Origin of the sequence: Reichenbachiella sp. (assembly GCF_039969095.1) — a bacterium.
Classification (GTDB): domain Bacteria; phylum Bacteroidota; class Bacteroidia; order Cytophagales; family Cyclobacteriaceae; genus Reichenbachiella.
Genome location: NZ_JBDVOL010000010.1, coordinates 551,705 through 577,031, shown reverse-complemented (window position 1 = coordinate 577,031; position 25,327 = coordinate 551,705). Strand labels below are relative to the sequence as shown.

At 38.0% G+C, this 25,327-nt stretch carries 18 protein-coding genes; 6 read left to right on the top strand and 12 right to left on the bottom strand.

All coding sequences use genetic code 11. The features are described from left to right. Positions 1–56 precede the first annotated feature (56 nt). From ABJH98_RS05700 to rsmG, 3 genes are read left to right on the top strand one after another with little or no spacing between them, the layout of a single operon-like run. Positions 57–1,151, top strand: a complete 1,095-nt coding sequence (locus tag ABJH98_RS05700; protein ID WP_348306671.1) for a glycosyltransferase — start codon at positions 57–59, stop codon at positions 1,149–1,151. Next, positions 1,139–1,750, top strand: coding sequence for a sigma-70 family RNA polymerase sigma factor (locus ABJH98_RS05695; protein WP_348306670.1), 612 nt, complete (start codon positions 1,139–1,141; stop codon positions 1,748–1,750). Before ABJH98_RS05700 ends, ABJH98_RS05695 begins: the two co-directional genes overlap by 13 nt. A gap of 37 nt (positions 1,751–1,787) precedes the next feature. Next, positions 1,788–2,420 (top strand): 16S rRNA (guanine(527)-N(7))-methyltransferase RsmG, encoded by a 633-nt coding sequence (gene rsmG, locus ABJH98_RS05690; RefSeq protein ID WP_348306669.1) that lies wholly within the window; start codon positions 1,788–1,790, stop codon positions 2,418–2,420. A 6-nt stretch (positions 2,421–2,426) separates the two neighbouring features. Here the strand turns inward: rsmG and ABJH98_RS05685 are convergent, their stop codons facing one another. Further along, positions 2,427–3,035, bottom strand: a complete 609-nt coding sequence (locus ABJH98_RS05685; RefSeq protein ID WP_348306668.1) for a short chain dehydrogenase — start codon at positions 3,033–3,035, stop codon at positions 2,427–2,429. 69 nt (positions 3,036–3,104) lie between these two features. Further along, entirely contained in the window at positions 3,105–3,233 is a 129-nt protein-coding gene (locus ABJH98_RS05680; RefSeq protein ID WP_348306667.1) for a hypothetical protein, read from the bottom strand. A gap of 158 nt (positions 3,234–3,391) precedes the next feature. Here ABJH98_RS05680 and ABJH98_RS05675 point away from each other — a divergent pair, with 158 nt between their 5' ends. Next, entirely contained in the window at positions 3,392–3,904 is a 513-nt protein-coding gene (locus ABJH98_RS05675) for a DUF4494 domain-containing protein (protein WP_348306666.1), read from the top strand. Here ABJH98_RS05675 and ABJH98_RS05670 read toward each other — a convergent pair. From ABJH98_RS05670 to lon, 6 genes are all read right to left on the bottom strand, one after another. Further along, entirely contained in the window at positions 3,859–6,819 is a 2,961-nt protein-coding gene (locus ABJH98_RS05670; protein WP_348306665.1) for a two-component regulator propeller domain-containing protein, read from the bottom strand. The two genes, ABJH98_RS05675 and ABJH98_RS05670, sit on opposite strands and share 46 nt — an antisense overlap. A gap of 46 nt (positions 6,820–6,865) precedes the next feature. Further along, positions 6,866–10,069, bottom strand: a complete 3,204-nt coding sequence (locus ABJH98_RS05665; RefSeq protein WP_348306664.1) for a two-component regulator propeller domain-containing protein — start codon at positions 10,067–10,069, stop codon at positions 6,866–6,868. A gap of 103 nt (positions 10,070–10,172) precedes the next feature. After that, the gene (locus tag ABJH98_RS05660) at positions 10,173–11,060 is read right to left on the bottom strand and encodes a bestrophin family ion channel (protein WP_348306663.1); all 888 of its coding nucleotides are present in this window, start codon (positions 11,058–11,060) and stop codon (positions 10,173–10,175) included. 11 nt (positions 11,061–11,071) lie between these two features. Next, complete coding sequence (gene hslU / locus ABJH98_RS05655) at positions 11,072–12,466, bottom strand: ATP-dependent protease ATPase subunit HslU (protein WP_348306662.1); 1,395 nt, start codon at positions 12,464–12,466, stop codon at positions 11,072–11,074. A 1-nt stretch (position 12,467) separates the two neighbouring features. Further along, on the bottom strand, positions 12,468–13,481 hold the full coding sequence (gene porQ / locus ABJH98_RS05650) for a type IX secretion system protein PorQ (protein WP_348306661.1): 1,014 nt from the start codon (positions 13,479–13,481) through the stop codon (positions 12,468–12,470). A 36-nt stretch (positions 13,482–13,517) separates the two neighbouring features. Beyond that, entirely contained in the window at positions 13,518–15,989 is a 2,472-nt protein-coding gene (gene lon, locus ABJH98_RS05645) for an endopeptidase La (RefSeq protein WP_348306660.1), read from the bottom strand. 220 nt (positions 15,990–16,209) lie between these two features. On the opposite strand from lon, the gene ABJH98_RS05640 reads away from it, so the two are divergent. Further along, on the top strand, positions 16,210–18,228 hold the full coding sequence (locus ABJH98_RS05640) for an OmpA family protein (protein ID WP_348306659.1): 2,019 nt from the start codon (positions 16,210–16,212) through the stop codon (positions 18,226–18,228). Between the two features lie 2 nt (positions 18,229–18,230). Here ABJH98_RS05640 and rsgA read toward each other — a convergent pair whose 3' ends face one another. Next, positions 18,231–19,298: a ribosome small subunit-dependent GTPase A gene (gene rsgA, locus ABJH98_RS05635; RefSeq protein WP_348306658.1), complete on the bottom strand. Its 1,068-nt coding sequence runs from the start codon at positions 19,296–19,298 to the stop codon at positions 18,231–18,233. Positions 19,299–19,781: 483 nt separating this feature from the next. Between rsgA and ppk2 the strand changes: the two genes are divergently transcribed. Then, positions 19,782–20,564 (top strand): polyphosphate kinase 2, encoded by a 783-nt coding sequence (gene ppk2, locus ABJH98_RS05630; RefSeq protein ID WP_348306657.1) that lies wholly within the window; start codon positions 19,782–19,784, stop codon positions 20,562–20,564. Positions 20,565–20,668: 104 nt separating this feature from the next. Here ppk2 and ABJH98_RS05625 read toward each other — a convergent pair whose 3' ends face one another. From ABJH98_RS05625 to ccsA, 3 genes are all read right to left on the bottom strand, one after another. Then, on the bottom strand, positions 20,669–21,013 hold the full coding sequence (locus ABJH98_RS05625; protein ID WP_348306656.1) for a hypothetical protein: 345 nt from the start codon (positions 21,011–21,013) through the stop codon (positions 20,669–20,671). A gap of 135 nt (positions 21,014–21,148) precedes the next feature. Beyond that, positions 21,149–22,003, bottom strand: a complete 855-nt coding sequence (locus tag ABJH98_RS05620; protein WP_348306655.1) for a phospholipase D-like domain-containing protein — start codon at positions 22,001–22,003, stop codon at positions 21,149–21,151. A 40-nt stretch (positions 22,004–22,043) separates the two neighbouring features. Then, positions 22,044–25,178: a cytochrome c biogenesis protein CcsA gene (gene ccsA, locus ABJH98_RS05615; RefSeq protein WP_348306654.1), complete on the bottom strand. Its 3,135-nt coding sequence runs from the start codon at positions 25,176–25,178 to the stop codon at positions 22,044–22,046. Between the last annotated feature and the right edge of the window lie 149 nt (positions 25,179–25,327).

Sequence of the window (25,327 nt, the reverse complement as noted above, 5' to 3'; positions counted from 1 at the left end):
AAAATAATCTTTTCACTCAGACACATATCTTTGCCATCGATTAACAATAAGATTGAATGATAGATTTAGTAGCAGTGGTAGCTATCGGCTCGTTGATGGTTTTGATGATGTATTGGCTCGTTATACTTATAAAAATTTTAGGCTATAAGTCAAATGCGAAAAAACAGTATCCGGTTTCCGTAATAGTATGTGCTCATAATGAGTTAGATCATCTCAAAAAACTAATCCCGATACTTCTAAAACAATCACATGCTGATTTTGAAATTGTAATTGTGGATGACCGATCCGACGACGGGACTTATGATTATTTGTTAGGAAATCAATCAGACAAACTTAAGTTCGCTCGAGTAGATCAAGTCCATGATCATATCAATGCCAAGAAATTTGCCCTGACTATGGGTATCAAAGCTGCTTCTAATGATATTATTCTGCTCACTGATGCCGATTGTTTGCCCGTTTCAGAAAATTGGATTTCTCAAATGACTGGTTCATTTCGTAAAGATGTACAATATGTACTGGGCGTATCTCCCTATGAAAAAAGTAAGGGATTATTAGGTCAATTTATTCAGTTTGAAACGCAATGGACAGCAATGAATTACATTGGTTTCGCATTAGCTGGCAACCCTTATATGGCAGTGGGCCGAAATCTGGCTTATAGAAAGTCGTCATTTCTAGATCATAAAGGATTCAGTAAAATTCAACACATTACTGGCGGAGACGATGATTTGATTGTAAATGATCATGCAACAAAAAGTAATACAAACGTAGCACTGGGAGCTGAAACACTCACTTACTCTCTTCCAAAGCTAACATGGGCAGACTATATCCATCAAAAAATCCGACATTGGTCCGTTGGAAAGCACTATCGTTTCAAAGACAAATTTCTTTTAGGTCTACAAAATTTATCTAATCTAGTTTTTTGGTTGGCTTTGATTATTTTAGCCATACAAACCAATAACTACCTCATCCCTGCTGGATTGTTAATTTTCAGAATGATATTTGTGACCATTTTGAATAATTTGACATCCAAAAAGTTCGGCTACCGTATGAACATTTGGCTTGTACCCGTGATGGACATTTTGTACGTAGGATATGCATCATTATTTGGCATAATTGCGTTATTCACTAAGAAGGTTAGATGGAAGAAATAAAAAAACAATTCTCTGATAAGGCATTAAAGGACTTCAAACTCATAGATCATGCTGTAAACGAAGGTGATGAACAAGCTTTTGCTGAGCTCATGGCGCGATACAAAAGACCAGTGTATCATATGATTTTGAAAATGATCAGAAATACCGATGATGCAGAGGATTTGACCATTGAAGCATTTGCAAAAGCCTTTAAAAATCTTCACAAATTCAAAAAGGATTACACTTTCAGTACTTGGCTGTTTCGAATAGCTACTAATAATACCATCGACTTTATCAGAAAGAAAAAGCTAAATACATTTAGTCTGAATACTTCTTTCACTGATGATGGTGGCGAAGCTGTAACTATAGATGTTGAGGACAAAAACCGAAACCCGCAAGATGAGGCCATCAACACTCAGAAAAAGGAATTGGTACAGATGTTTGTGTCTAAACTGCCCCCAAAATACCAGAGACTGGTTAGGTTGAGATATTTTGATGAATTATCTTATGATGAGATTGCCAAAACACTGGATGCTCCTCTAGGAACTGTAAAGGCTCAGCTTCATAGAGCTAGAGAGTTGATGTACGATTTGGTTAAAGACAAAAAGAAGCATATCTAAATCTTTTTACAAGTTCGATACTGAGTAGCTTTGCGTCATGTCCGACAAAGAAGTAATCTTCAAATACTTTCCTGATTTATCCAGCCAACAGCAAGAGCAATTTGCGAAATTGATGCCTTTGTATGTGGATTGGAATGCTAAGATTAACGTGATTTCCAGAAAAGACATTGAAGAATTGTACATTCGTCATGTTTTACATTCCCTTGGTATTGCCAAAATCCAATCTTTCAAACCCAATGCTCAAATATTGGACATAGGAACAGGTGGAGGATTTCCAGGTATTCCCTTGGCCATTCTGAACCCAGAGACTGATTTTCTCCTTGTAGATAGTATTGGCAAGAAAATCAAAGTAGTGAATGAAGTAGCTCAGGCATTAGGACTTACTAACGTGAAGGGAATTCACTCGAGAGCAGAAGAAATTGATGGCCAATTCGATTTCATAGTGAGCCGGGCAGTCACTCGTATGAAGCCATTTTATACGTGGACAAAAGGCAAAATAAAAAAGGAGTCCAATCATGAACTCCAAAACGGTATTCTATATCTCAAAGGCGGAGATCTAACTGAAGAACTTCAAGAATCTAAGCTTCGGTACAAGCTCTTTGAATTACCCAAGTACTTCGACGAAGATTTTTTTGACACTAAAAAAGTAGTGTATGTCCCACGTCAGTAATCGATATTACTGATTATCATACATTCGAATAATTTCCCCGTTGTCTTTACCTTCCAAACTTCTAATGTATCCATTCACGACTTTGCGCATAGGAATGGCGTTGTGACCTGGGAAATGATCTTGGTATTTGTCAATAGCATCTTCTACTAAACCAGAAGAAACAGCATTGATTCTTACACCATTGGTCATCTCGAGTGCTGCGGCTCTTACGAAACTATGAATGCCTCCATTGACCATAGCGGCACTAGTAGTAAGATCTACAGGATGATCAGCGAGAATTCCTGTAGTAAGCGTAAACGAGCCATTAGGTTTAATATATTCCATACCCACTCTTACTAGATTGACTTGCCCCATAAGCTTGCTTCGGATGCCCACATAATAATCACCTTCTTTCATTTCTTTCATTGCAGCCCACTTGGCTTCTCCAGCAATACTGATCACCGCATCAAAATCCCCTACCGTTTCATATAATTCACGGATAGATTCAATATCCACCAAATCTACATTTACATTTCCCTTCGAACGACTGGCAGTAATAATATCATGTTTTTTGGCTAAAACATCAACTACTCTTCTACCGATCGATCCGTGTCCTCCTACAATAATTATTTTCATTCCTTTTCAAATTAATTCAAACTCTGCCTGCCGAAACAGCTCAACTCGTAATATATTAATAATCAATAATTATTCCATTTCAGGTAACATTTCTTTGGGAGTCACTGGGCTGCTAAGCAAAATGCCAAGTGTTTCCCATAGATCTTCCAAATAAATAATTTCCTTTCCTTGATAGTTGATTTTTTGTAATCCAGCCATTTAAAACTTTACCTCTGAAAGGTATATTTTTCGAAAATAAATAATTTCAATTTTTATCACAATTTCATTAGCTGAATGGGTTGAAAGCAAGGCTGAATAGTTCTATTTTTGCCACCCTCATTTTTTAAATTATTATCAAAAGACATAAAACTTAAAGTATGAAAATCTGGTATCAGTGCAAAGCAAAATATGGTAAGGAAAACGAAGAAGGCATTGTAAAACAAACGTCCGAATTACACTTGGTAGACGCAGTTTCTTACACTGACGCTGAATCCAGAATCTATGGAGCCATGGAAAGAACTGTGAGCGGAGAGTTTCAAATCATGACGATCTCAAAAACGAACATTGGCGAGGTGATCAATTTCGAAGATGCTGACTATTGGTACAAATGCAAAGTGCAATATTCAACCGTAGACGGCGATTCTGAAAAGGAAGTGAAAATCACAACTTATATTCTTACAAGTGCCGAGTCCGTAAAAGACGCTTATGAAAAAGTAGAACAAAGCCTAGATAATATGTTGGTACCATTTGAAATTTCAAGTATTGCTAAAACGAACATTGTAGAGGTATTTCCAGAAATGGATGAAGAAGAGATTCCTGCTAATCTTACACCACTTGCAGATACTCAGGATGAAGTGCTGGAGGAAGATGAAGAAGAGCTCGTTGACTGATTTAGAAGACCATCTTTTTCCCGATAATCTGTAATAGAATCTTCTTTTAATCGCAGATTGATATCAAACAAGACAGCATCTACATCCTCTACTTGTTTTTTTAGTTTTTTGATAAAATCTTCTTTTTCTTCTATCGTCAAATCAAAATCTAGTAGCTGAATCAGTCCTTTGATATTAGCAACAGGAGCTCTCAAATTATGCGCATTTAAAAAGGCATAATCTGAGAGTTTTTTATTCTTACTTATCAATTCATTTGTTCGTTCGATCACGGTCTTTTCTAAATTTTCATTTAAAGCATTCAGTGAATCGTTAAAGGCATTTAATTCTTCCGCTTGCATGGTTATTCTCTCGTTTTTCTCTTCGAGTTGCTTGGTTCTTTTATTCACCAAGCGACGAAGTCTCACTTCTTGAGCAAGAAGGTAAGAAGTACGTAGTCTAACGATAGCTAGTATCAATAATATAGAAATAGCTGCAAATACAGTATACGCTGTTTTAGTATGCCACCAAGGAGGATGGACGGTTATATTTAGTGCTCTCACATTATTACTCCAAACACCAGCATTGTTAGTGGCACGAACTAAAAACCTATAATCCCCAGCTGGAAGATTGGTGTAAGTAGCCATGCGAGAAGTCCCAACGAAGTTCCAATCTGGCTCAAATCCTTCCAACATATATTGGTATTCATTTTTCTTTGGGAACAGATACTCATCAGCTGCAAATTCAATGGAAAATATGTACTCATCATATTTAAGCTCCAATTCATTAGTCTGGTTGATTTCTTGTTTTAAGGGTCCGTTCTGCTTGATCTCAACTGGCCTATTAAACAATAAGAACTTGGTATACAATATGTTAGGTTGAAAGGTGTTGCTAAGTACTTCTTTAGGATTAAAATGATTAAAACCATTGATCCCTCCTAAGTATATTGTTCCATCACTAGCTAAAATAGATGCGTTGTAATTAAATTCTTTACCTTGAAGTCCATCAGATTTGTTGAAATTGGTGAATTGCCCAGATTCTATAATAAATTTTGAAACACCATTGTTGGTACTAATCCAAAATATTCCTTCCTCATCTTCAACAATTCCTTTGATGACATTACTCGGTAGCCCATCTGACTCATAGAATTTAGTAAAAGCCTGATCAGTATCATTGAACCGATTGAGTCCGTGTGTAGTACCTATCCAAACATCCCCACTTTTGCTTTGATGTAAATACCTGATTTCGTTATGACTCAATTGGGACGGGTCACTTTTATCACTCATGAAGATTTTTGATTTTCCAGTTGAGGGTGTCAAAACGTTTATCCCATGACCCACGGTTCCCATCCAAACATCCCCGTTTTCAGTTACCAATAATGCTGAAACGTTAACTCCAGACAAAGTCGAATCATGATCAAAATCAGTTGGATATCTTTCAATTTTTTTAGTTTTTGGATCAAATTTATTCAATCCGCCTCCTAAAGTTCCAATCCAAATATTGTTCAATCCGTCCTCCGCCAACGCCCATACATTGTTATGAGTAAGACCAGAATTATCAGATCTGAAAAATTCAAATTCTTGACTTCCTTTCCATTTCACAGCTAAACCGTCATTGTAAGTTCCTACCCAAAAATTTCCTTCTGTATCTAATAAAAGAGATTTAACTACTTTCCCTGCTTTCGACTCATTTTCGTTTTCATCTTCTACCATAATTTCAAAACTTTCGTTTTTCGGATTGAATACATTTATTCCTCCCCCATCAGTCCCTAACCAGACTCGACCATCATCTCCTTCACAAACTGCCAAAACTGAATTATTCGACAATGAGTTTTTTCCATTATAACTTCTGTGGTAATGTGTGAAATTGTTGCTGTTGTTGTTCAACACAAAAACTCCATGGCCATAGGATCCAAACCAAAGGTTGTAGTTATCATCTTCATAAATTTCATATACCTTCTCAATTTGATCGGGTTCGAAATTAGAGTTTTGAAGTGCTTGTATAAAGGTATCTGACGACCTATCCCAAACCTGAAAGCCGAATCCGTCCATTCCTATCCAAAGCATGCCTTGCTCATCCACTAATAAACTTCTGATGTAATTGTTGGCGAGTGAATTTAGATCAGATGGGTCACTAGCGTAAAGTGTAATTTCACTTTTGTCTTGATCGATCCTAAGCAACCCTTCTCCATCCACACTAGCCCAAATATCCTCATTTTCATCAAGTAACAGATTTGTTACTCTCCCAAATGGAATTTGGTTATTAGATGCTGCAGATATATTTCGTATATGCTCGCCTTCAAGAGAAAACACGCTAATTCCATTTGTTGTACCCACCCAAATTTCTTTGTTTTTGGTCTCTAGTATAGAATAGATTCTGTTGTCCAACAATGAATTTTCAATATCGTGCATTTTTAAAATCCGCTGGAACAATTCAGTATTATGATCAAAGATATTTAGCCCCCAGTGCGTACCTATCCATAATTTTTCATTTGAATCTTCAAAAATTACTTCTACTGTATTTTGACTAAGGCTATTAGGATCATTTTCATCATTCATATAACGAGTAAAATTCCCCTGTTCTTTATTGTATTTGCACAGACCACCTAAATTCGTTCCTACCCAAATCACACTTTTGGAATCTTCTGTGATGCACCATACATTGTTATCAGAAATACTTGTAGAATCCTCAATATCGTGTTTAAATACATTAAATGAATACCCATCAAAACGGTTAAGCCCATATTCGCTGACTATCCATACAAACCCATCTCGATCTTTATAGATTTGGTAAATATTCCCTTGAGAAAGTCCATTTTCAGTTGAAAATTGGTAGAGGTTATGCTCCTTTTTTGTGGAAAAATTTTGAGAATGAGCGGAATAGATAAGCTGGATACTTATTGCTAGAAATAAGACAATTTTTAAGAACCAACTATACATGCTACGGGCGTTAGTTTATAAATATAGTCATTCTCAACTCAATTCATTATTCAGAATCGGTGTTGGGTAGTTTATCGTTCTCCAGCCGGTTGGTTATGTCTATGAGCGCCTGATCCAGATCGTCAGATTGTCCTTTTAATTTCTGGATAAGCTCTTCTTTTTGATCATTCGGTAATTTGAACTCAAAGAGTTGAATAATACCTTTGATATTAGCGACTGGAACTCTCAAATTATGCGCATTCATAAATGCATAATCAGAAAGTGTTTTATTTTTTGCTGTCAACTCTTTCGTCCGATCATTTACCATTTTCTCCAAGTTGACATTTACAGAATTTAACGCTTCATTGGCAGTATTAAGTTTTTCAGATTGATTGGATATTTGCTCATTTTTTTGAATTAGCTTTTCATTTGCCAATTTCATTTCTTCTGTTAAATCCCTTAACTCTTTGGTTCTCTCATCTACAATATGCATTAACACTTTTTGATTTTGACTTAACTGCCTAATCCTCCATTTAAAGAATCCGTATAACAATCCAATAAATATCAATACACATATGAATCTAACCCAAATATTTTCATACCAAGGGGCAACAATCTCAACCGAATAGCTAAGTGGTTCACTATACACATTCGATTCACCAATCGCTTTAAAAAGAAACATATACTTGCCTGAAGGAATATTTCTATATTCAGCTACGCCGTCAGACTTAAACTGACTCCATTCTTTATCAAACCCATCCAGCTTATATTGATATTGGACTTTATGAGGTGCTGCCCAATCAATAGCTGAAAAATGAAAGGTTAAATGGTTTTGATTATATGGCACTCTCAACTGCTCCGGATAATTATAAAATGGCACGACCGAGCTTTTAACTTCATTAAATAATGGTTGTTCTTCATCAGCAGCATTCCTGGCTTTCCTGAAATCCACGAATTCTTGGTTGATCTCCACATAATTCAATTGGACTTCAGGGTGAGTTTTACTGGTAGTAAAAGAATTCAAATCCAATTTAGTAACTCCTTTGCCATGACCCCACCACATTTGATTTTGGCTATCCAAACAGATCGAATTGAGTGCCAAATCAAGTCTTTTCAATCCGTCCCATTTCGTTAGATTGGTACAAACTAACTGATCACCTTTGCTCTGAATTACGCTTATACCAGCTTCAGTCCCTACCCAAAGATTTTCCTTCCTATCCTCAATAATTGAAAGCACTAAATCATGAGTCAGACCACTTTCTTTGGTATAATGCTCAAAACTTTTTCCGTCAAATTTACATAAGCCACCTCCCCAAGTTCCCAACCATATATTCCCTGCTCTGTCTTCATATATGGTCATAACTATGTTGCTAGGCAAACCAGATTGCTCGGTATAATTGGTGAGTTTATCCCCAGTGAGTTTAGATACTCCGCCACCGTCAGTACCAAACCATATATTCCCTTTCCTATCGCCCGTTATACAACGTACAATATTCTTTCCCAGCCCATCTGCTTCGCTTATAGTAACAAACGTGTCTCCATCAAAACGACTTACGCCTCCTCCATAAGTTCCAAACCAAATATTGCCATTGATATCCTCATACATACATCTCACATTATTATGAGCCAGCCCATCTTCTTCTTTATAATTCGTATAAACTTGACCGTCATAAGAAAACACACCTCCTCCACGTGTCCCAAACCAAAACACACCATTTCGGTCCTCTATCATGCAATAAATATTGCCGTCGGGCAGGCCTGATTCTTCACTAAATGTTTCATAGGCAGATCCGTTGAATCTAGTCATTCCTTGGCCATCTGTACAAAACCATATATTGCCTCTTCTATCTTCTGTTATAGATCTGATCGTATTATATTCCAATACATCTTTGGCAACATGACTATTGAATGAATTTTCTTTGAATTTACTCACGCCCCCACCATTGGTGCCAAACCAAATATTACCACTTCGATCTTCCAGAATACTCAAAACTGTATTATTTGATAAGCCATCTGCCTCCATATAATGACTAAATTGATTTCCATCAAATTTGATAGCTCCCCCGCCATAAGTTCCCACCCAAAAACTTCCTTGACTATCCTGAATCATCGATAGTATTTTTCCATTTGGCAATCCCTGCTTCTCCCCAAACAAGGTCAAAGTTTTCTCATCATATTTACATAATCCACCGCCATTGGTGGCAATCCAAATATCTCCAAATTCATCTTCTATTATTGATCTTATTTGATTGCTGGGGAGCCCATTCTTTGCTTTTAATCTAAGCATGTTATTTCCATCATAAATAGAAATACCTCCTCCATCTGAACCAAACCAAACATTACCTCCGCGATCTTCCAAAATAGAATAAATTCGATCACCACTCAATCCATCTTTTTCTGATAATGTAAAAAATGATTCCCCATCAAATCGGCTCGCACTACCATTTGCAAAACCAAACCATAATCTACCTTTCCTATCCTCATGAATTCCATAGATCCGATTGTCTACCAATCCATTTTCCACTGAGTAATTGGTAAAACTCTGACCATCGTACTTAATCGCTCCGCCCCCATTGGTTCCAATCCATAAATTGCCAGAACGATCTTCTTTAATCACTCGGATTCTATTGTTTGACAAACCTTCTATGTCCGTATAGTTGTGGATATTTTTTCCATCATAGCGACATAACCCACCTCCATACGTTCCAAACCATAAATTGCCTTTTTTATCTTCATACATAGAATATATAAATGAAGATGAGATTCCTTGTTCTACATCTAGGTACTGAATATTAAACTGTGCCGCATCTTTAAACCTCATGGGCAATGCCTTAATTGGAATAGGTTGAGAAATGAGTTGAGGACGAATGGAGTCAACCGTAGTGATTCGATTGGCATCATTGTCAGAGACAACAATGGTTTCTAATTTTTTCCGATTAATTGGTACAATTTGGGGCTCCTTGCACTTAATGGTAAATGGTGAAAAAGTTCTGGTTAGAGGAGGTTTCGACCTTACTGTTGTCCCTATCGCTTTAGTTTTTGGCAATTCACCAATGGTGATTTCGTCCGGTTGGATGAGACTGATACGATTTACAGGCTCAAATAAGCCATAGTCTTTCTGTTCAGAAGTGTCATCTACTCTGGGATCGCTTTCATTGCAGCCCACCATCAATCCAATCCAAACTAGCAATATTGCCAGAGATATTTTTTTAAATGGGTGGTTTAGAATGTTTTCCTTTTTTTTCAAAAAAATGAATAAAAAATTCTTCAACTAATTCAGATTAGGAATAAGATACGGAAATTATTCTTTAACCAAAAAACATTATCACAGGTATTCGATCAATTTCAATTTATACTATTGAGAAATGACTCAATTACATCACAAAAAATTCTCCGCTTTGATGTGTTTCAGGCAAATTTTCACTTCCTAAAAGTTGCCTAATATTCCAATGAATGGTTTTGGCAATCTGAGTGACGGGAATATCTGTAGGCCGATTTTCAAAAGGGTCTTGAAGGAAATAAGCGGTTTTCTCAAGTAGGAAAAATGGCCCGGTAATTAGAAGTAATAAGGGGATATCTCCATAGCCATCGGTTTCGGCCAAAGTGATAGATAATAAAACCACAAATATGTAAATAAACCAACGCAAGAAAAGTCTATAGGTCGTAGGGAATACTGTGTTTTTTATCCGTTCTGCCTTTCCCATCGATTCACACAACCTAACAATGGTTTTATCCAATTGAATCTGCTGAAAATCGTTAATAGTTTCAGACTTACGAAGTCGCGTTAAATCTGAGGCATGAAAGTCTAAAAGGGCAAGAGGAACATTCTTATGTTTTTCAACTTGACTCAATTCTTCTGTGGATAAAAACGAATCAAGTCCTGCCATCGGAGGTAATTTCCTCAAGGTTTGTCCTAAGGAGTAACACCACCCGATCTGTCGCTCTGCAATCTGACTAACAATTCCAGTCTCTTCACCCATCGTAAAACTCCGCAACTGTAAAACTAATGTCCTCGAATCGTTGACAATGGCACCCCATATTTTTCTTGCTTCCCACCAGCGATCATAAGATTGACTGAGCTTGAAAGCTATGACTAGCGAGATAGAGGTACCCACTAATCCAGTAATATTCGGCGGTATATTGGCAATATCGTAATACTTATATGCCAAAACTGTCAACATAGCTACGCAAAAAACGAAGCATAAATCCTTCCAGGTACTCGTAAAAATGTACTTTAATGGGATTTTAGTAGTGAGTAGCATAGGTGTGCAACTTATAAAATAAACTGACTCAAATCCTTATTTTCCACCATACCGTTCAGTTTTTCCTGCACTTTTTCTTTATCAATTACAATCTTAGCATTTGGTCCAATTACATCTGGAATATCAAAAAGAATGTCATTGAGTAATCGACTCATGACTGTATGCAATCTTCTGGCTCCAATATTTTCGATTTCAGAATTGATATCAAAAGCAATAGAAGCAATTTCTTCTATGGCTTCTTGATTGAATGAAATATCTACATCTTCAGATCCAATCAACGCAGTGTACTGCTTGGTAAGTGCATTTTTTGGTTCATTCAATATTCTCACAAAATCTTCTTTAGTCAAATTCTCCAATTCCACTCTGATCGGAAATCTGCCTTGCAATTCTGGAATTAGATCCGATGGCTTAGCAAAATGAAACGCACCCGCAGCAATAAACAATACATGATCTGTATTGATCACACCATATTTAGTATTAACTGCGCTTCCTTCTACTATGGGTAACAAATCTCTTTGCACTCCTTCTCTACTCACATCTGGTCCGCCTTTTTTAGAAGCGCCTACTGCTATCTTATCCACTTCATCAATGAAAATGATACCGGTATTTTCAGCCTTAGCTATGGCTTCTTCTTTCACCTCGTCCATATCGATCAGGCGAGAGGTTTCCTCTTCCATCAATAGTTTTCGAGCATCAGCGATCGTTACTTTTCTTTTCTTGGATTTTTTAGGCATCATCTGCCCTATCATTTCCTGGATATTCATCATGGAGGTTTCGTCCATGCCTCCACCTCCAATCATACCCACTCCGCCAGAAGAATTCTGACTTACACTGATGTCAATTTTGCGATCCTCTAGCTCACCATTTCTGATTTTTTCTCTGAACCTCTCTCTTGTCTTTTCATTGAGTTCAGCATCTTCTGTTGGTATCGTTTGCGTCCCATCTGAATTAGTCGACACAGGTGAAGGCGTCTTTTTTACTGGTGGAATTAGTGCGTCCAGAATGATATTCTCTACAATATCTTCGGCTTTCTCTTTCACTTTTTCCTTCTGTGCATGCTTCACCAAACTTACAGATTGCTCTACCAGATCACGAACCATACTTTCTACGTCTCTACCTACATAGCCTACTTCCGTAAATTTAGAGGCCTCCACTTTCACAAATGGAGCATCTGCTACTTTAGCCAGACGACGAGCAATTTCAGTTTTACCTACACCCGTAGCGCCAATCATTAAAATATTATTAGGCACAATTTCACCCTGAATTTCAGTCTTCACATTCATCCGTCTCCATCGATTACGTAAAGCAATGGCTACATTGCGTTTCGCATCATTCTGTCCTATAATATATTTATCTAACTCCGCTACAATTTGTTTGGGAGTGAGGTATTGATCTTTTGATAACATTTTAAATAATTGACTTTTTCTTAAATACTCGATTCAAATTACTTGTAATAGTAAAGTAACTGCGCCCACTATCTACGTGATAGTTGGTAAAAGTGTAGGAGAGTTCAAAAGCTTTGATTCTTGCCATCAATCCTAATGAGATCCCAGACAATCCTGCTTTTTCTGACAGTTTCATTTCTTTTCTTACCCTGTGGTTATATCCCAATCGTATATTGAAATTACGGCTGAATAATATTTCGGTTCCAATATTAATGTGTCGAAACACTCGGTCTACCACACCCGGTTTTCCCTCGTCATCATTGATTGACTCATCATAATAATTTTCATTTGGGTTAAATAGGTGATAACCTGTAAATGAAAATCTAAATGGCATATGCTCAGGCTTGAATGTAAGCCCTAACTGCAAATCAGAAGGCAAAGATGAATCAGAAGTTTCTGAATAATCAGACACCACAAATCCTAAATTTTTAAACAGAATTGAAAACATCAGTTCCTTGTCTGGATGTATAAACACCCCTCCAATATCAAGAGCTAAGGCCGAACTATTAAAAGTATAAATTCCAGAATGGGCATATTTCAAATTGGCTCCCAACCTAAATACGCTCAATTGATGACTGTGAGAAATAACAACGGCTGTTTCATTGGCATCAAAAGTACCCATAGTATTTCCTGAGATATCATAACTGTCTATAGTTCCATACCCAAGGTGCTGAACACCAATCCCGAATGTACCTGCTTTTTCAAAAGTTTTGGCATAAGCGAAAGTGTTGTATTTCACATCTGCATAAAAACCTAAATAAGACCAAGAAACATGATTGTCATTGGCCGAATCAAGGAGAGCAGGGTTGGACAAAAACAGGTTTACATCAGCATCAGTAGAGGTAGTAATCACTCCTCCCAATCCAGCTACTCTAGCTCCTACCGGTAGATCTAGAAATTGAAAGGAGTCCTCGATCTGCGCAAATAAAAAACCCACTTGCATCCATAATAGAAAAGCTAAAGCGGGTTTTTTCATATTTATTATTTTTTGCACACTCGAAGATAAATGAACTTATGATTTTTGTTCGGTAATTACCAATTCCATTGCATTCGGAACTTTTTGAGGGAGCAAAGCCACACTCAATACTTCTTCTACGGTTTCGGCAAAATGGAATTTCAAATCTTTCACATATCTATCGTCGATTTCGTCTATGTCCTTTTTATTTTTCTGACAAAGAATAATCTCTTTTATGCCTGCTCTTTTCGCTGCCAAAATCTTTTCTTTGATTCCTCCTACTGGCAACACTTTACCTCTTAAGGTAATCTCTCCTGTCATCGCCAGCTTTTGTTTAACCTTTCGTTGCGTAAACACCGAAGCAAGAGAAGTCAACATGGTAATACCTGCTGATGGCCCATCTTTAGGAACAGCTCCTGCAGGTACATGGATATGAAGATCGTAATTATCAAAGACTCGATAATCCAATTTCAATTTCTCAGCATTCGATTTGAGGTAAGAAAGCGCGGTCATGGCTGATTCTTTCATCACATCTCCGAGTTGTCCAGATAACGTCAACTTTCCTTTTCCTCTACTCAGGCTGGATTCTATAAATAAAATCTCCCCTCCAACTGAAGTCCAGGCTAATCCGGTCACTACTCCAGCGTGCTTATTGTCTTGATAGAGTTCTTTGTCAAAAACTTCTGCTCCAAGAATCCTTCTAATTTCTTCTGGAGTCACTTTCTTCTGATACTCTTCCTCCATAGCGATAGATTTGGCTGCATCGCGAACCACAGCACCTACTTTTCGCTCTAGATTTCTTACACCAGATTCACGTGTATAATCATCAACCAATTTGGCAAATGACTTTTTATCCATAGACAATTGGCTAGATTTTAGACCATGCTCTTCCAATTGCTTTGGCAACAAATGCTTCTTAGCAATTTGGATTTTTTCTTCCAGAGTATAACCCGTGATTTCAATGATCTCCATTCTATCTCGAAGTGCAGGTTGGATCGTATCCAATGAATTAGCTGTAGCTATAAATAGCACTTTGGACAAGTCATATTCTACTTCAAGAAAATTGTCTTTGAATGTTTCGTTCTGCTCAGGATCCAATACTTCCAACAAAGCAGAAGAAGGGTCACCTCTAAAATCAGAGGATACTTTATCTATCTCATCAAGTACAAATACTGGATTTGAGTATTTTGCTTTATTGATGTTTTGAATCACCTTACCAGGCATGGCGCCAATATATGTTTTTCTGTGGCCACGAATCTCTGCTTCGTCATGTACACCGCCGAGAGACATTCTCACGTATTCTCTATTCAAAGCTTTAGCGATAGATTTGCCTAATGACGTTTTTCCCACTCCCGGAGGGCCAAACAAACACAAAATAGGTCCCTTAAGATCATTTTTGAGTTTACGCACCGCCAAGTACTCAATAATTCTATCTTTAACCTTTTCTAATCCAAAGTGATCCGCGTCCAATATTTTCTTGGCGCGTTTTAGATCAAAATTGTCTTCTGACAAATCATCCCAAGGTAGTTCGACCAGTAATTCTGCATAGTTCATGGCCACAGGGTACTCGGCTGCCATGGGGTTCATTCTTTCTATTTTGGTCAATTCTTTTTCAAAATGCTCTGCTACTTCACTAGACCAGTTTTTCTTCAGGCCTTTGGCTCTCAGCTCATCGAGTTCCTGTTCAGCTCCTCCATTTCCTAGCTCATCTTGTAGCACTTTCATTTGCTGTCGCAAATAATAATCTCTTTGCTGCTGGTCGATGTCCGTATTTACCTTATCATGAATTTCATGCTTCAGCTCCAAGACCTGAATATCCTTCAACATGTACTTCAAAAGAGCTTCTGCTCTTTTGTTGCCATCATTAATTTCGAGCAATTTCTGCTTATCCTTTACTTCAGTATTAATATTGGAGCATAAGAAATGTGTTAGAAACTTGAAACTATTGATATTCTCTAAAGCCGCTTGCGCCTCCTTTGGAATCTCTGGGTTGAGTTTCAAAATTTTCTTAGCCGCATCTTTCAAAGAATAAATGATGGCTACAGTCTCTTTGTTTTCATCTTCAATAAAATTCTCATGAAGCAAATCAACTTTGGCTGTCAAATAGGGGTTCTCCTGAACCACCTGTTTTATCTCCATTCGACTTTTGCCTTGGATAATAATGGTTGTATTCCCATCGGGCAATACCAGCATTTTCAAAATTTTGGCAACAGTACCTACTTTATATATTTCTTTTTCTCCTGGATCCTCTGCACTTGAATTCATTTGTGCTGCCACTCCAATTATCTTATTGGTGCGATAAGCTTTCTTCACCAATCGTATCGATTTTTGTCTCCCTACAGTAATAGGAATTACGACTCCTGGAAACAAAACAGCATTCTTTAATGGCAATATCGGTAGCTCTTCTGGAAGATCTCCTGGTTCTAATTCGTCATCTTCTCCTGTGAGATCTAGTGGTATAAGTTCCTCAGCATCTTCATCAGCCAATTCAGAAAAAAGATAAGAATTATAAAAATTATTCAACTCCATATAGTATTCATCCTAAGCTGTCATATTGGCACAATTGCACGTATGCAGCTGGTCTATTTTTTAGTCACGCTATAATTACAATCGGTATGCCAAAGTAAGTATATTTAATCGTTGCTTTCATTCGTTATGAAAGTTGACTGTACTAAATTTGAAAAAAGTGACACAACCTTACAAAAACTTAAGATAGCCTATGTGCTTGTAACGAAAAAAGGAAATTTCATTGTTTAGAACTTTATCCAAAAATATCTTTTTACTGCTATCGATTTTAGTACTGACCATCTCATCGTCAAATGCGCAGTTATTAGGTAAAAAGAAGGAAAGCGCCGCCCTATTGCAGATTGACACCTTAGGCACAGAGGGGCAATTCAGTATATATAACTTCAAAAACATCAATGTCATCAATGAGTATTATGACAAGTCGAAATTACAGCACATCCAAAAATTAGAAACAGAAAAGAAATGGTCCGAGCTTTACCCAGCCTTGCAATCATATGTGATGCAATTTGGAATAAGAAATTTTTATATAGACACGTATTGGATCTGGAGACTAGCCAAATTGACAGAAATCTATGGCACAGAACAAGAAGCTCGATCACTTTACAAGCTGGCACTTCGCCACCATCATCAAAGTGTTGATATTCGAGAGATTGAATTGTACTATGACTCTCTCAATACGCAGGAGATTGACAATTTTGTTCCGCTGGATTATTACTACAAATTGGTAGAACACAGAAAGGCCATCGACACCATTCGCCCACCACGAGGAGTACTTCTGAATATGGGACGAAAGATTAATTCCAGACAAGCAGACTATGCCCCTACCTTAGGAATGAATAATCAAGTAATGATTTTTACTTCCAAACGAAATGAACGTTTTCAAGGATTGACTTATAGAAAAAATGAGGACTTGTTTATTTCAGTCAAAGAAGATGGTTATTGGGAATTAAGCACCGATTTGAAAGAGATCAACACACAATATAATGAAGGATCTGCTTGCATATCTAAGGACGGAAAAACGCTATTTTTCTCAAGATGTGATTCTCCGGGTTCTATGGGTAACTGTGATATTTTTCTGGCTAAACTCAATGAAGACAGTGTTTGGACGGATATCGAAAATATTGGATTTACAGTGAATAGCGTCAGTTGGGATTCTCATCCTAGTTTGTCTCATACCGAAGACACTTTATACTTTGCTTCTGACAGAATTGGTGGTTTTGGTCTGTCAGACATTTATTTCACTTATAAGAATGATGACGACAAATGGATGCCCGCACAGAACCTAGGACCAGTGGTGAATACCAGAAAAAATGAAGTGAGTCCTTTCTATCACCCTAACCATGAAGTGCTTTTCTTTAGCTCGAATGGACAGTTATTCAAGTTTGGAGAATTTGATATTTACAAGTCCTACCACAACAATGACCAATGGAGCGAACCAATTAATATCGGCCCCTTAGTCAATGGGCGTGGAAGCGAATTTTATTTTTCTATTGACTCAGAGTCTAAAGATTTGTTTTATTCCAGATCAGCTACACATGATTTGAATATGCTGGATTTGTATTCTTTTCCATTGCCTATGGAAGCACAGCCAGAAGCATTGACCAAAATATCTGGTTCATTGACTGATTCGCTCACAGGCAAACCATTTACAGGAATCGTATCTGTCATAGACCTGGATGAAGGAACTGCTGTAGCTCCAAAATACCTCAAACCAGATGGTACTTTTGAATTTGATTTGATCAATCATCGCAATTACTTGCTAATCATACAAGGAGACGAATATTTTAGAATTGAAGAGATGTTTTATCTGGACGGCCCCGCGCAATTCCATGAAGTAACGGAACCTATCGCCAGTAAAGTAAAATTTGAATCTATCGAGTTCGATGCTGGTCAGGCTAACCTTAAAGTAGAGATGTATGGAGATTTGAATAAGATTATCAATTTTATGTATGACAATCCTGATTTTTACCTACGTATTTCGGGGCATACAGATAAATACGGTTCGGATCAACTGAACTTGCAATTGTCAAAAGATCGCGCCCAGACCATTAGAGATTACATCGTAATATTCGGAGGTGTGGCTTCAAACCGAGTAGAAAATGAGGGGTACGGGAGCACCCAGCCCATAGTGAAAGAATTGACAGAAGAAGACCGCAAACTAAACCGTCGCGTGGAATTTGAAATCTACCGTCCTGCCATCAAAAAAGAACAGGACATAGATAGTCAGTTTGATGAACAATAAGTCTAATACTTATTCTGCTTTCTTACTTTTTTGACCTGTTTCATCATCTTCCCAAATCCTTTGTCCTTGCGTTTCTTATCTTCCTCACTAGTTTCGTAATGCCTTTTCTCTTTGTACATTTTGAGGTAGTTATCATAGGAATTCTGATCTAGCTCTTCCTCTTCCAGGGCTTTGAGAATGGCACATCCATCTTCATGTAAATGTGAGCAGTCTTTGTACTTACAATCTTCTGATAGTTCTAAAATTTCATCGAAAGTCATTTCCAGGCCACCATTAGCATCAGCAATACCTACTTCCCGCATACCTGGATTGTCGATTATAATACCGCCATTATCTAATACAACCAATTCTCGATGTGTAGTCACGTGTTTACCTCGATCGATGCTTTCGCTAATCTCTCCAGTTTCCATTTGTTCTCGACCAGAAAGATGATTGAGCAACGTAGACTTACCCACTCCAGAAGAACCAAGTAGGCAATAGGTCTTTCCAGTTTCAATAAGCGCTAAAACAGAATCGTAACCATTAGACATTTGACTACTTACAGGTATAATTTTTACTTCTTTGATGCGACTTTCAACTTCCGCCAACACATTAGTCAACTCTGTTTGTTCTAGCAAATCTATTTTACTGAGTATGACTACAGGTTCAATTTTTGCGGAATGACAAATTGTCAAATATCTTTCTAGTCTATTGATGTTAAAATCACGATTGACAGATTGAACTATAAATCCGACGTCAATATTTGTGGCAATGATCTGCTTTTCTCCTTTCTTACCCACGGATTGTCTGACTAGTGTGGCACGCCGGGGGTAAATTGCATGAATCAAAGCTTTATCTTCGTCGTAAGGAGAAAGTGCCACCCAATCGCCAACCGCTGGAAAATCTTCACGACTCTCTGCGGTAAATCTGAGGTTACCTAACAATTCGGCGTCATAAACCATCTCCGAAGTGCTTACGGCGTAGCGCTCTCGGTGCTCAGCGATCACACGTCCTACATCTAACGAATTAAGTCCATGCTCATTCCTATAATCTTCTAAATCTGAAGTATAACCTAAATCTTGTAATGCCATTAGAATTGTTGATTTACGGTCTACGGATGATTACAACTAATGTTAGGCCCTTTTTGATATATGAAATGGCATATGTGTATAACCTGTGTATATCGCGTGGGAAAGTTGAGGATAAGAGAAGTGCAAAATTATTGTACAAAGCTGTTTTAGTTTCTACCTTAGAATTACCAAATAAGAGAAAAAAGTCAGTCGAAAGACAATCTCAAAGAAGGGAAGATTTAAGGAGATACGTCAAACTAAATCGAATTTCAGAGAGGTTTTAAGCGGACAGGTTGACGAAAGTTGATCTGCAACATTAAAGGGCTTTGGACGGTAGTTTGGCAGTGCACATCAGCCACGGTTGATGTACATTGAAGAGGGTGCAAAGTTCTTCGTGATTTTTGCACCCTTTTTAGTTTTGAACTTTCCGGAGTAGATACAATAGCCACCCATCTCGACTTAGTTGATTGCCATATCTAAAATCATTTTTTTGTAAATTGAAACATGGCAAATCAAAGCAACAGCTTCAATTACGAAAAAGAATTAGACAAACTCCATGTCGAACTGATTCATTTACAAAGATGGGTGAGATCTCAGGGCTTAAAAGTGGTTATCATTTTTGAGGGGCGAGATGCCTCAGGCAAAGGAGGCACTATCAAACGAATTACTGAGCCGCTTAATCCTAGGGTCTGCAAAGTGGTAGCCTTGGGCGTACCTACCGAACGAGAAAAGACGCAATGGTATTTCCAGCGCTATGTGGCACATTTACCAGCTGCTGGAGAGATTGTTTTGTTTGACAGAAGCTGGTACAATAGAGCTGGTGTGGAAAAAGTCATGGGATTTTGTACCACAGCAGAATACGATGAATTTTTGAGGTCTTGCCCTGAGTTTGAACGTATGCTGGTTCGATCAGGCATCATTGTACTCAAGTACTGGTTTTCGGTGAGCGACGAGGAACAAGAAAAACGATTCAAAAGTAGAATTGAAAATCCGCTCAAACGATGGAAATTTAGCCCCATGGACCTGGAGTCCAGAGCCAAGTGGCTCGAATACTCCAAAGCCAAAGATGATATGTTTGCCCACACCGACACCAAACAGGCACCTTGGTTTGTGGTAGATGCTGACAACAAAAAGAAAGCACGATTAAACTGCATCAGTCACATGCTGAGCAAAATTCCTTACGAACCGATGCATATCGACCCGATTGATCTCCCTCCTCTTCCCAGGGACAAAAAATACGTCAGACCTCCGAAGGACTACCAAACGTTTGTGCCAGAGAAGTATTGATTTTGAATCCAAATTTCAGAAGCTGGAGTTCATTCTTTCCTTTGAAAACAAAATCATCTAATGCTGATTGTTGATCACAAGACCAGCAAGAGCGGAAGAACGAATTACATATTTTCCAATGACTTCTTATAAAGTCTAAAAAAGAAATAGGGCAAGATTCCAAACCCAAATAATAAAGAGCCGAGCAAGAGTAACTCTCCTGCACCTGGCCATTTCAAATATTCAAACCAAAAGATAAGTGCGTAACTCAGGGCAACCATTATCCATTTCACCGCAACATGAACCTCATATTGAAAAAGAAGCCATAACGGAATAAACAAGACTGCAAGTCCAGTCACGCCAGCCAGCATAATAGTATTCGAAAATGGCCATTGAAATAGTTGGAACGTAATACCAACAACAAAAGTCAGTGTTAATATATAGCCTAATGAAAATGTGAATTTCTTCATGGTTAATGATGCTTTGTGTAATCAATTAAATGAAAGTAAAATAGAAAAATACGTACTCTATTTCATCTAATTCATGTCATAAAACAATTCCTAGCTACCATAAGGAGGGTTTTTAGTTAATTAGTTAATAAGGGATTATTCATGGAAGTCTTTGTTGTGAGGAGTTCTTTTGAATTCATCTATTGCCTTTACAAAATCAATTATGTTAGTAAGTAGAATGTTCAGTTCGCTATCAGCAACGGCGTCAAGGTTTTGAGATTTTAAATTAGCCATTCCAGTTCCCCATGCCATGTCGTAATGTTTACCGTTACCTGGCTGATATTCAATTAATAGATTCGGAACAATTATTCCACCATTGTTAGATAGATTTTCAAATTCTTGTCCAGATAGTATGCCGGAAACTCTTAATCTATTTTCATTTCCTCTATTCCAAATAAAGCAGTCATAGTTGTTAGTGATTGTGTTAATCCTAAAAGATCCGTTTTCTTTTTTAATCCTTACTCGTTTGTTGGTTTTTGAAGAAAGTTCATTTATCAATCTATCTGCCAATTGATCGCTATTTGAATGTGTTTGGATGGAGAATTCAACATTTAAGTGATTCTGGCAAAAATTATGAAGTTCAAGATATTCTTCTTCTGTTTCAGTTTCGTACCCGAGCTCAAGTGAGTTAATTTCTGAACTCAGAAGTAGATTCATTGATGTGAAAATTGCTGTTCTTTCGTTGATGTACAGCTTACAATGCAGATTTGGAATTGCTCGAAACCTAACATTTAGGCGTTCAAGTTCTTCAAAAGAGTTGCGGTTAGTTTCATCATCGCGGATAATGAATTCCAATTTAATCCCTCGATCTTGAAGAGAATTTAACTTCTTAATTAGTTTATACCATTTAGAAATTTTTACATAAGGAGAGACTATCAATACTCGTTCCTTGCTTTCTTCTAATAGTGATAGAATTTTACCTGAAATCTCGTCTGGTTTAATGAATCTCATTTTTTTACAACATGTTTATTCCCTACTACATCCAAAGATATCATACCTTTTGATTCCTTCTCCTCGCAAAGTATGCCCAGGCACAAATCCCTAATATGATAGCTACGGTATAGTACACAAAAGTAGGAATCGGTAGCGGGTCACCTTTGGCATAAGAGTGCAACCCAGACAAGTAGTAGTTCACCCCGAAGGACGTCATGATAATTGAGAAAAAGGCAATCACACTGGCGGTGTTGAATACGTAAGCATCATTCAGTTTGGGAATGAGACGTAGGTGAAGTACTGTCGCATAAACAATGACAGAAATCAAAGCCCAGGTCTCTTTCGGATCCCATCCCCAGTAGCGACCCCAAGATTCGTTGGCCCATACACCACCCAAGAAAGTCCCGATCGTCAACAAAAACAAACCGATCGTCATGGACATTTCATTGATGTAGGTCATCTCCTTCATGGTGATGTCGATCTTCAGATTTTTCTTCTTGTCAATGATCATAAAAATTAAAGTCATCAAACCTAACAAAGCCGACAAGCCTAGTGGCGCATAGCTACTCACGATGATCGCCACATGAATTTTGAGCCAGTAAGACTTCAATACAGGCACCAAATTGGTGATCTCTGGATTGAGCCAATCGAGGAAAGCCACGAACAGCAAAGTCCCGGCAAACAGCGCACCCAAAGGCACCACAAAATTGGATTTTTTGTAAAAGATAAAAGCAAAGAAAAGCAAGCCCCACCCTACCAAGATGATCATCTCGTAGCCGTTACTCCATGGTGCATGACCCGAAGCATACCAGCGCAATCCCAGGTTGAACGTCATTGCCAGAAACTGAAGGAATACTAAACCAACCAGTAGTTTGTTGGCCACGTTGATCGCCTTAGATTCTGATTTGAATATTTTCATGATCGCGACGACCAACAAGGCGATGCCGGACAACCACAGATAGCCAAATAGATGATTAAATATTTTGAGCTTGTTATATAAGAGTTCTGCTTTGATGATGCCATTATCTGGCAATACATCTGCACCTTTGATGTCTTGGTACTTTTTGATATAACCCAGCACTTCATCTGCTTTGCTCCAGTCCTTCTCACGTACCGATTCCATGATGCTCTGATAATACATCGGAAGAATTCGTCTCACAAATGTCGAATCTTCTCCCGTAAAAGTCTGCCCTTCGAAGTTGCCAGTATACCACGTATTAGCTGGATCTCCTTCTTTAGGAAATAATTTCAGATAGTTACCTGTCAATCCTTGAAAAAAGACATTGAACCTTTCATCTACTTTGATCAGTTCTTTATCGAAAGCATTCTGAACGGCTGGTTTTTTACGGCTAGCTACATCTACCATATCGGTCAACAAATAATTGCCTTCCTTATCCAGAAAGTCGATGAAGGTGTGATATTTATCCTCCCGTTCACCTATAACTGCTATAATTTCTTTTCCGCCATCAGGATCAACTTTGATAATGGGCACTTGTTGCCAAACCAAAGGGTTGACGTGCATCATAAGGAAAACCTGGTCGCTGTTGAGTTTGGAAGTATAATCCCCATCACTCACTTTGAAACTGGATTTACCATGTACTTTTCTTAGGAATTCAGAACCCAACGTATTGATCGGTTTGATACGACCATCCATATCCTGCACCATCAATTCCCCATACTTAGAAGCATGGTCTTTATCGATTTCATTCGTCAAAAGCGATTGCTCATAGTTGAATTTGCTTTGTCCATCTTGTGCCGATACACCAAACCCTAACATGAACAACACGATGGTCACTGCCACTTTTTTGGCTTTCAAGTCATTCAGCTTTTTATTGATAGTTTGAAAACGGGAGTATTTACCAAAGAGCGTCAACAACATGCCTAAGGTCATTAATGTATAACCCAAATAGGTAATGTTTGTACCCCAGAAATCCTGATTGACTGACAGCACGGTTCCAAGAGCATCTGTATCATAAGATGCTTGAAAAAAACGATAGCCTTTGTGGTCTAACACATTATTCATATAAATCCGATAAGGAAAAGAAGAATCTTCATCAATAATCGTCACTTCACTAGCAAATGAAGACGGACTGGTAGACCCCGGATAACGATCCAATTGAAAATCTCTAAGTTCAATAGAAAACGGAATTTCAATTGGTTTAGGCCCGTAGCTGATGTCCACATGATAATCACCTATTTCCAGATGTTGTTTTTCGCTGAAGTTGCCATCGAACGAACTCAACAATATTTCTTGCGATCGGTCTTCAGATTGGATTTTCACGAATAGTAGATCATCCAGCATTTTGCCTTTCTCCTGATCCTTGGCAGGCAGGTAAACAATCGAGCTTTTGTCATACACCTCAGGGATCACAAATTGCGTGTTTTCACCGCGATAGAGCGCTCTGGTTTGCAAGGGCATCAACGAATCTGCTGGCAATATACCCGCATTTTGTGTTGCCATTACCATAAAGTTCATTTCGAAAGGCGATTGGATGTACAACTCCTCTCCTTTGCTAAAAATGTTAATCGCGCCATCTACTGGACGATCGAAGGTCACCGGATAGTTATTAATGAGCAACGCCCCACCAGAAGCCAGAAACAAATTCTCTCTACCCTCACCTGAAGTAGTCACCAGTTTCAAGACTGTCGATCCATTTTCAGCTTCAATCACTTGCTGTTCTGCTTGTGGCACAAATGCTTTGGGCTCAATCTTAATTTCATCGTTGGCTCCCATGTTTACGACCAGATCCGGCTGTTTGAAAACAGAAAGGTTTAGTTTCCTTTCAAAGGTTTCTACTTCCTCTCCTTTTTTCACATCGATCATCAGGTATCGATCTTGTGAAACGATTTTGTTGGTAGAATCACCTTCTCGGATGTGCATAATTCCTTCGAAACTAGCATAGCGTGTTACAAACGCCCCTATCAGGATGACTATAAAGGCTACATGAAAAGTTAAAATGGCCAATTTCTCTTTCCGATAAAGCTTATATCTCCAGATGTTGCCCGCAAAGTTCAGAGCCAATAATCCCATGATTACTTCAAACCACCAGGCTCGATAAATGATAGATAGAACGGCTTGTGTGCCGAAGTCATTTTCCAAGAAAGTCGCATATGCCATAGTGAAGGCATAAAGCACTAAGAGCACTGTGGTCAATTTGTTTGAAAACAGTGGCTTTAAAAATTTTAATATCATTATATCAGATTCCTCTCCTCAATCGTTTTTATGAAACCGTTAGCTCTAATAGATCACCCACAGTAGTAGAAATGGTTAACTGTACAAAATGAATTAAGTTGCCTTTTTTAGCGACTGATTCATAGCAATTTAATAGGCCTTAAAAATTT

Coding starts and splice junctions, on each gene's coding strand:
- ABJH98_RS05620 (WP_348306655.1), bottom strand. CDS start 22,003: ATGAGATTCATTAAACCAGACGAGATTTCAGGTAAAATTCTATCACTA.
- ABJH98_RS05700 (WP_348306671.1), top strand. CDS start 57: ATGATAGATTTAGTAGCAGTGGTAGCTATCGGCTCGTTGATGGTTTTG.
- ABJH98_RS05670 (WP_348306665.1), bottom strand. CDS start 6,819: ATGTATAGTTGGTTCTTAAAAATTGTCTTATTTCTAGCAATAAGTATC.
- rsgA (WP_348306658.1), bottom strand. CDS start 19,298: ATGGCATTACAAGATTTAGGTTATACTTCAGATTTAGAAGATTATAGG.
- ABJH98_RS05625 (WP_348306656.1), bottom strand. CDS start 21,013: ATGAAGAAATTCACATTTTCATTAGGCTATATATTAACACTGACTTTT.
- ccsA (WP_348306654.1), bottom strand. CDS start 25,178: ATGATATTAAAATTTTTAAAGCCACTGTTTTCAAACAAATTGACCACA.
- ABJH98_RS05660 (WP_348306663.1), bottom strand. CDS start 11,060: ATGCTACTCACTACTAAAATCCCATTAAAGTACATTTTTACGAGTACC.
- ppk2 (WP_348306657.1), top strand. CDS start 19,782: ATGGCAAATCAAAGCAACAGCTTCAATTACGAAAAAGAATTAGACAAA.
- ABJH98_RS05675 (WP_348306666.1), top strand. CDS start 3,392: ATGAAAATCTGGTATCAGTGCAAAGCAAAATATGGTAAGGAAAACGAA.
- ABJH98_RS05685 (WP_348306668.1), bottom strand. CDS start 3,035: ATGAAAATAATTATTGTAGGAGGACACGGATCGATCGGTAGAAGAGTA.
- porQ (WP_348306661.1), bottom strand. CDS start 13,481: ATGAAAAAACCCGCTTTAGCTTTTCTATTATGGATGCAAGTGGGTTTT.
- lon (WP_348306660.1), bottom strand. CDS start 15,989: ATGGAGTTGAATAATTTTTATAATTCTTATCTTTTTTCTGAATTGGCT.
- ABJH98_RS05695 (WP_348306670.1), top strand. CDS start 1,139: ATGGAAGAAATAAAAAAACAATTCTCTGATAAGGCATTAAAGGACTTC.
- ABJH98_RS05680 (WP_348306667.1), bottom strand. CDS start 3,233: ATGGCTGGATTACAAAAAATCAACTATCAAGGAAAGGAAATTATTTAT.
- rsmG (WP_348306669.1), top strand. CDS start 1,788: ATGTCCGACAAAGAAGTAATCTTCAAATACTTTCCTGATTTATCCAGC.
- hslU (WP_348306662.1), bottom strand. CDS start 12,466: ATGTTATCAAAAGATCAATACCTCACTCCCAAACAAATTGTAGCGGAG.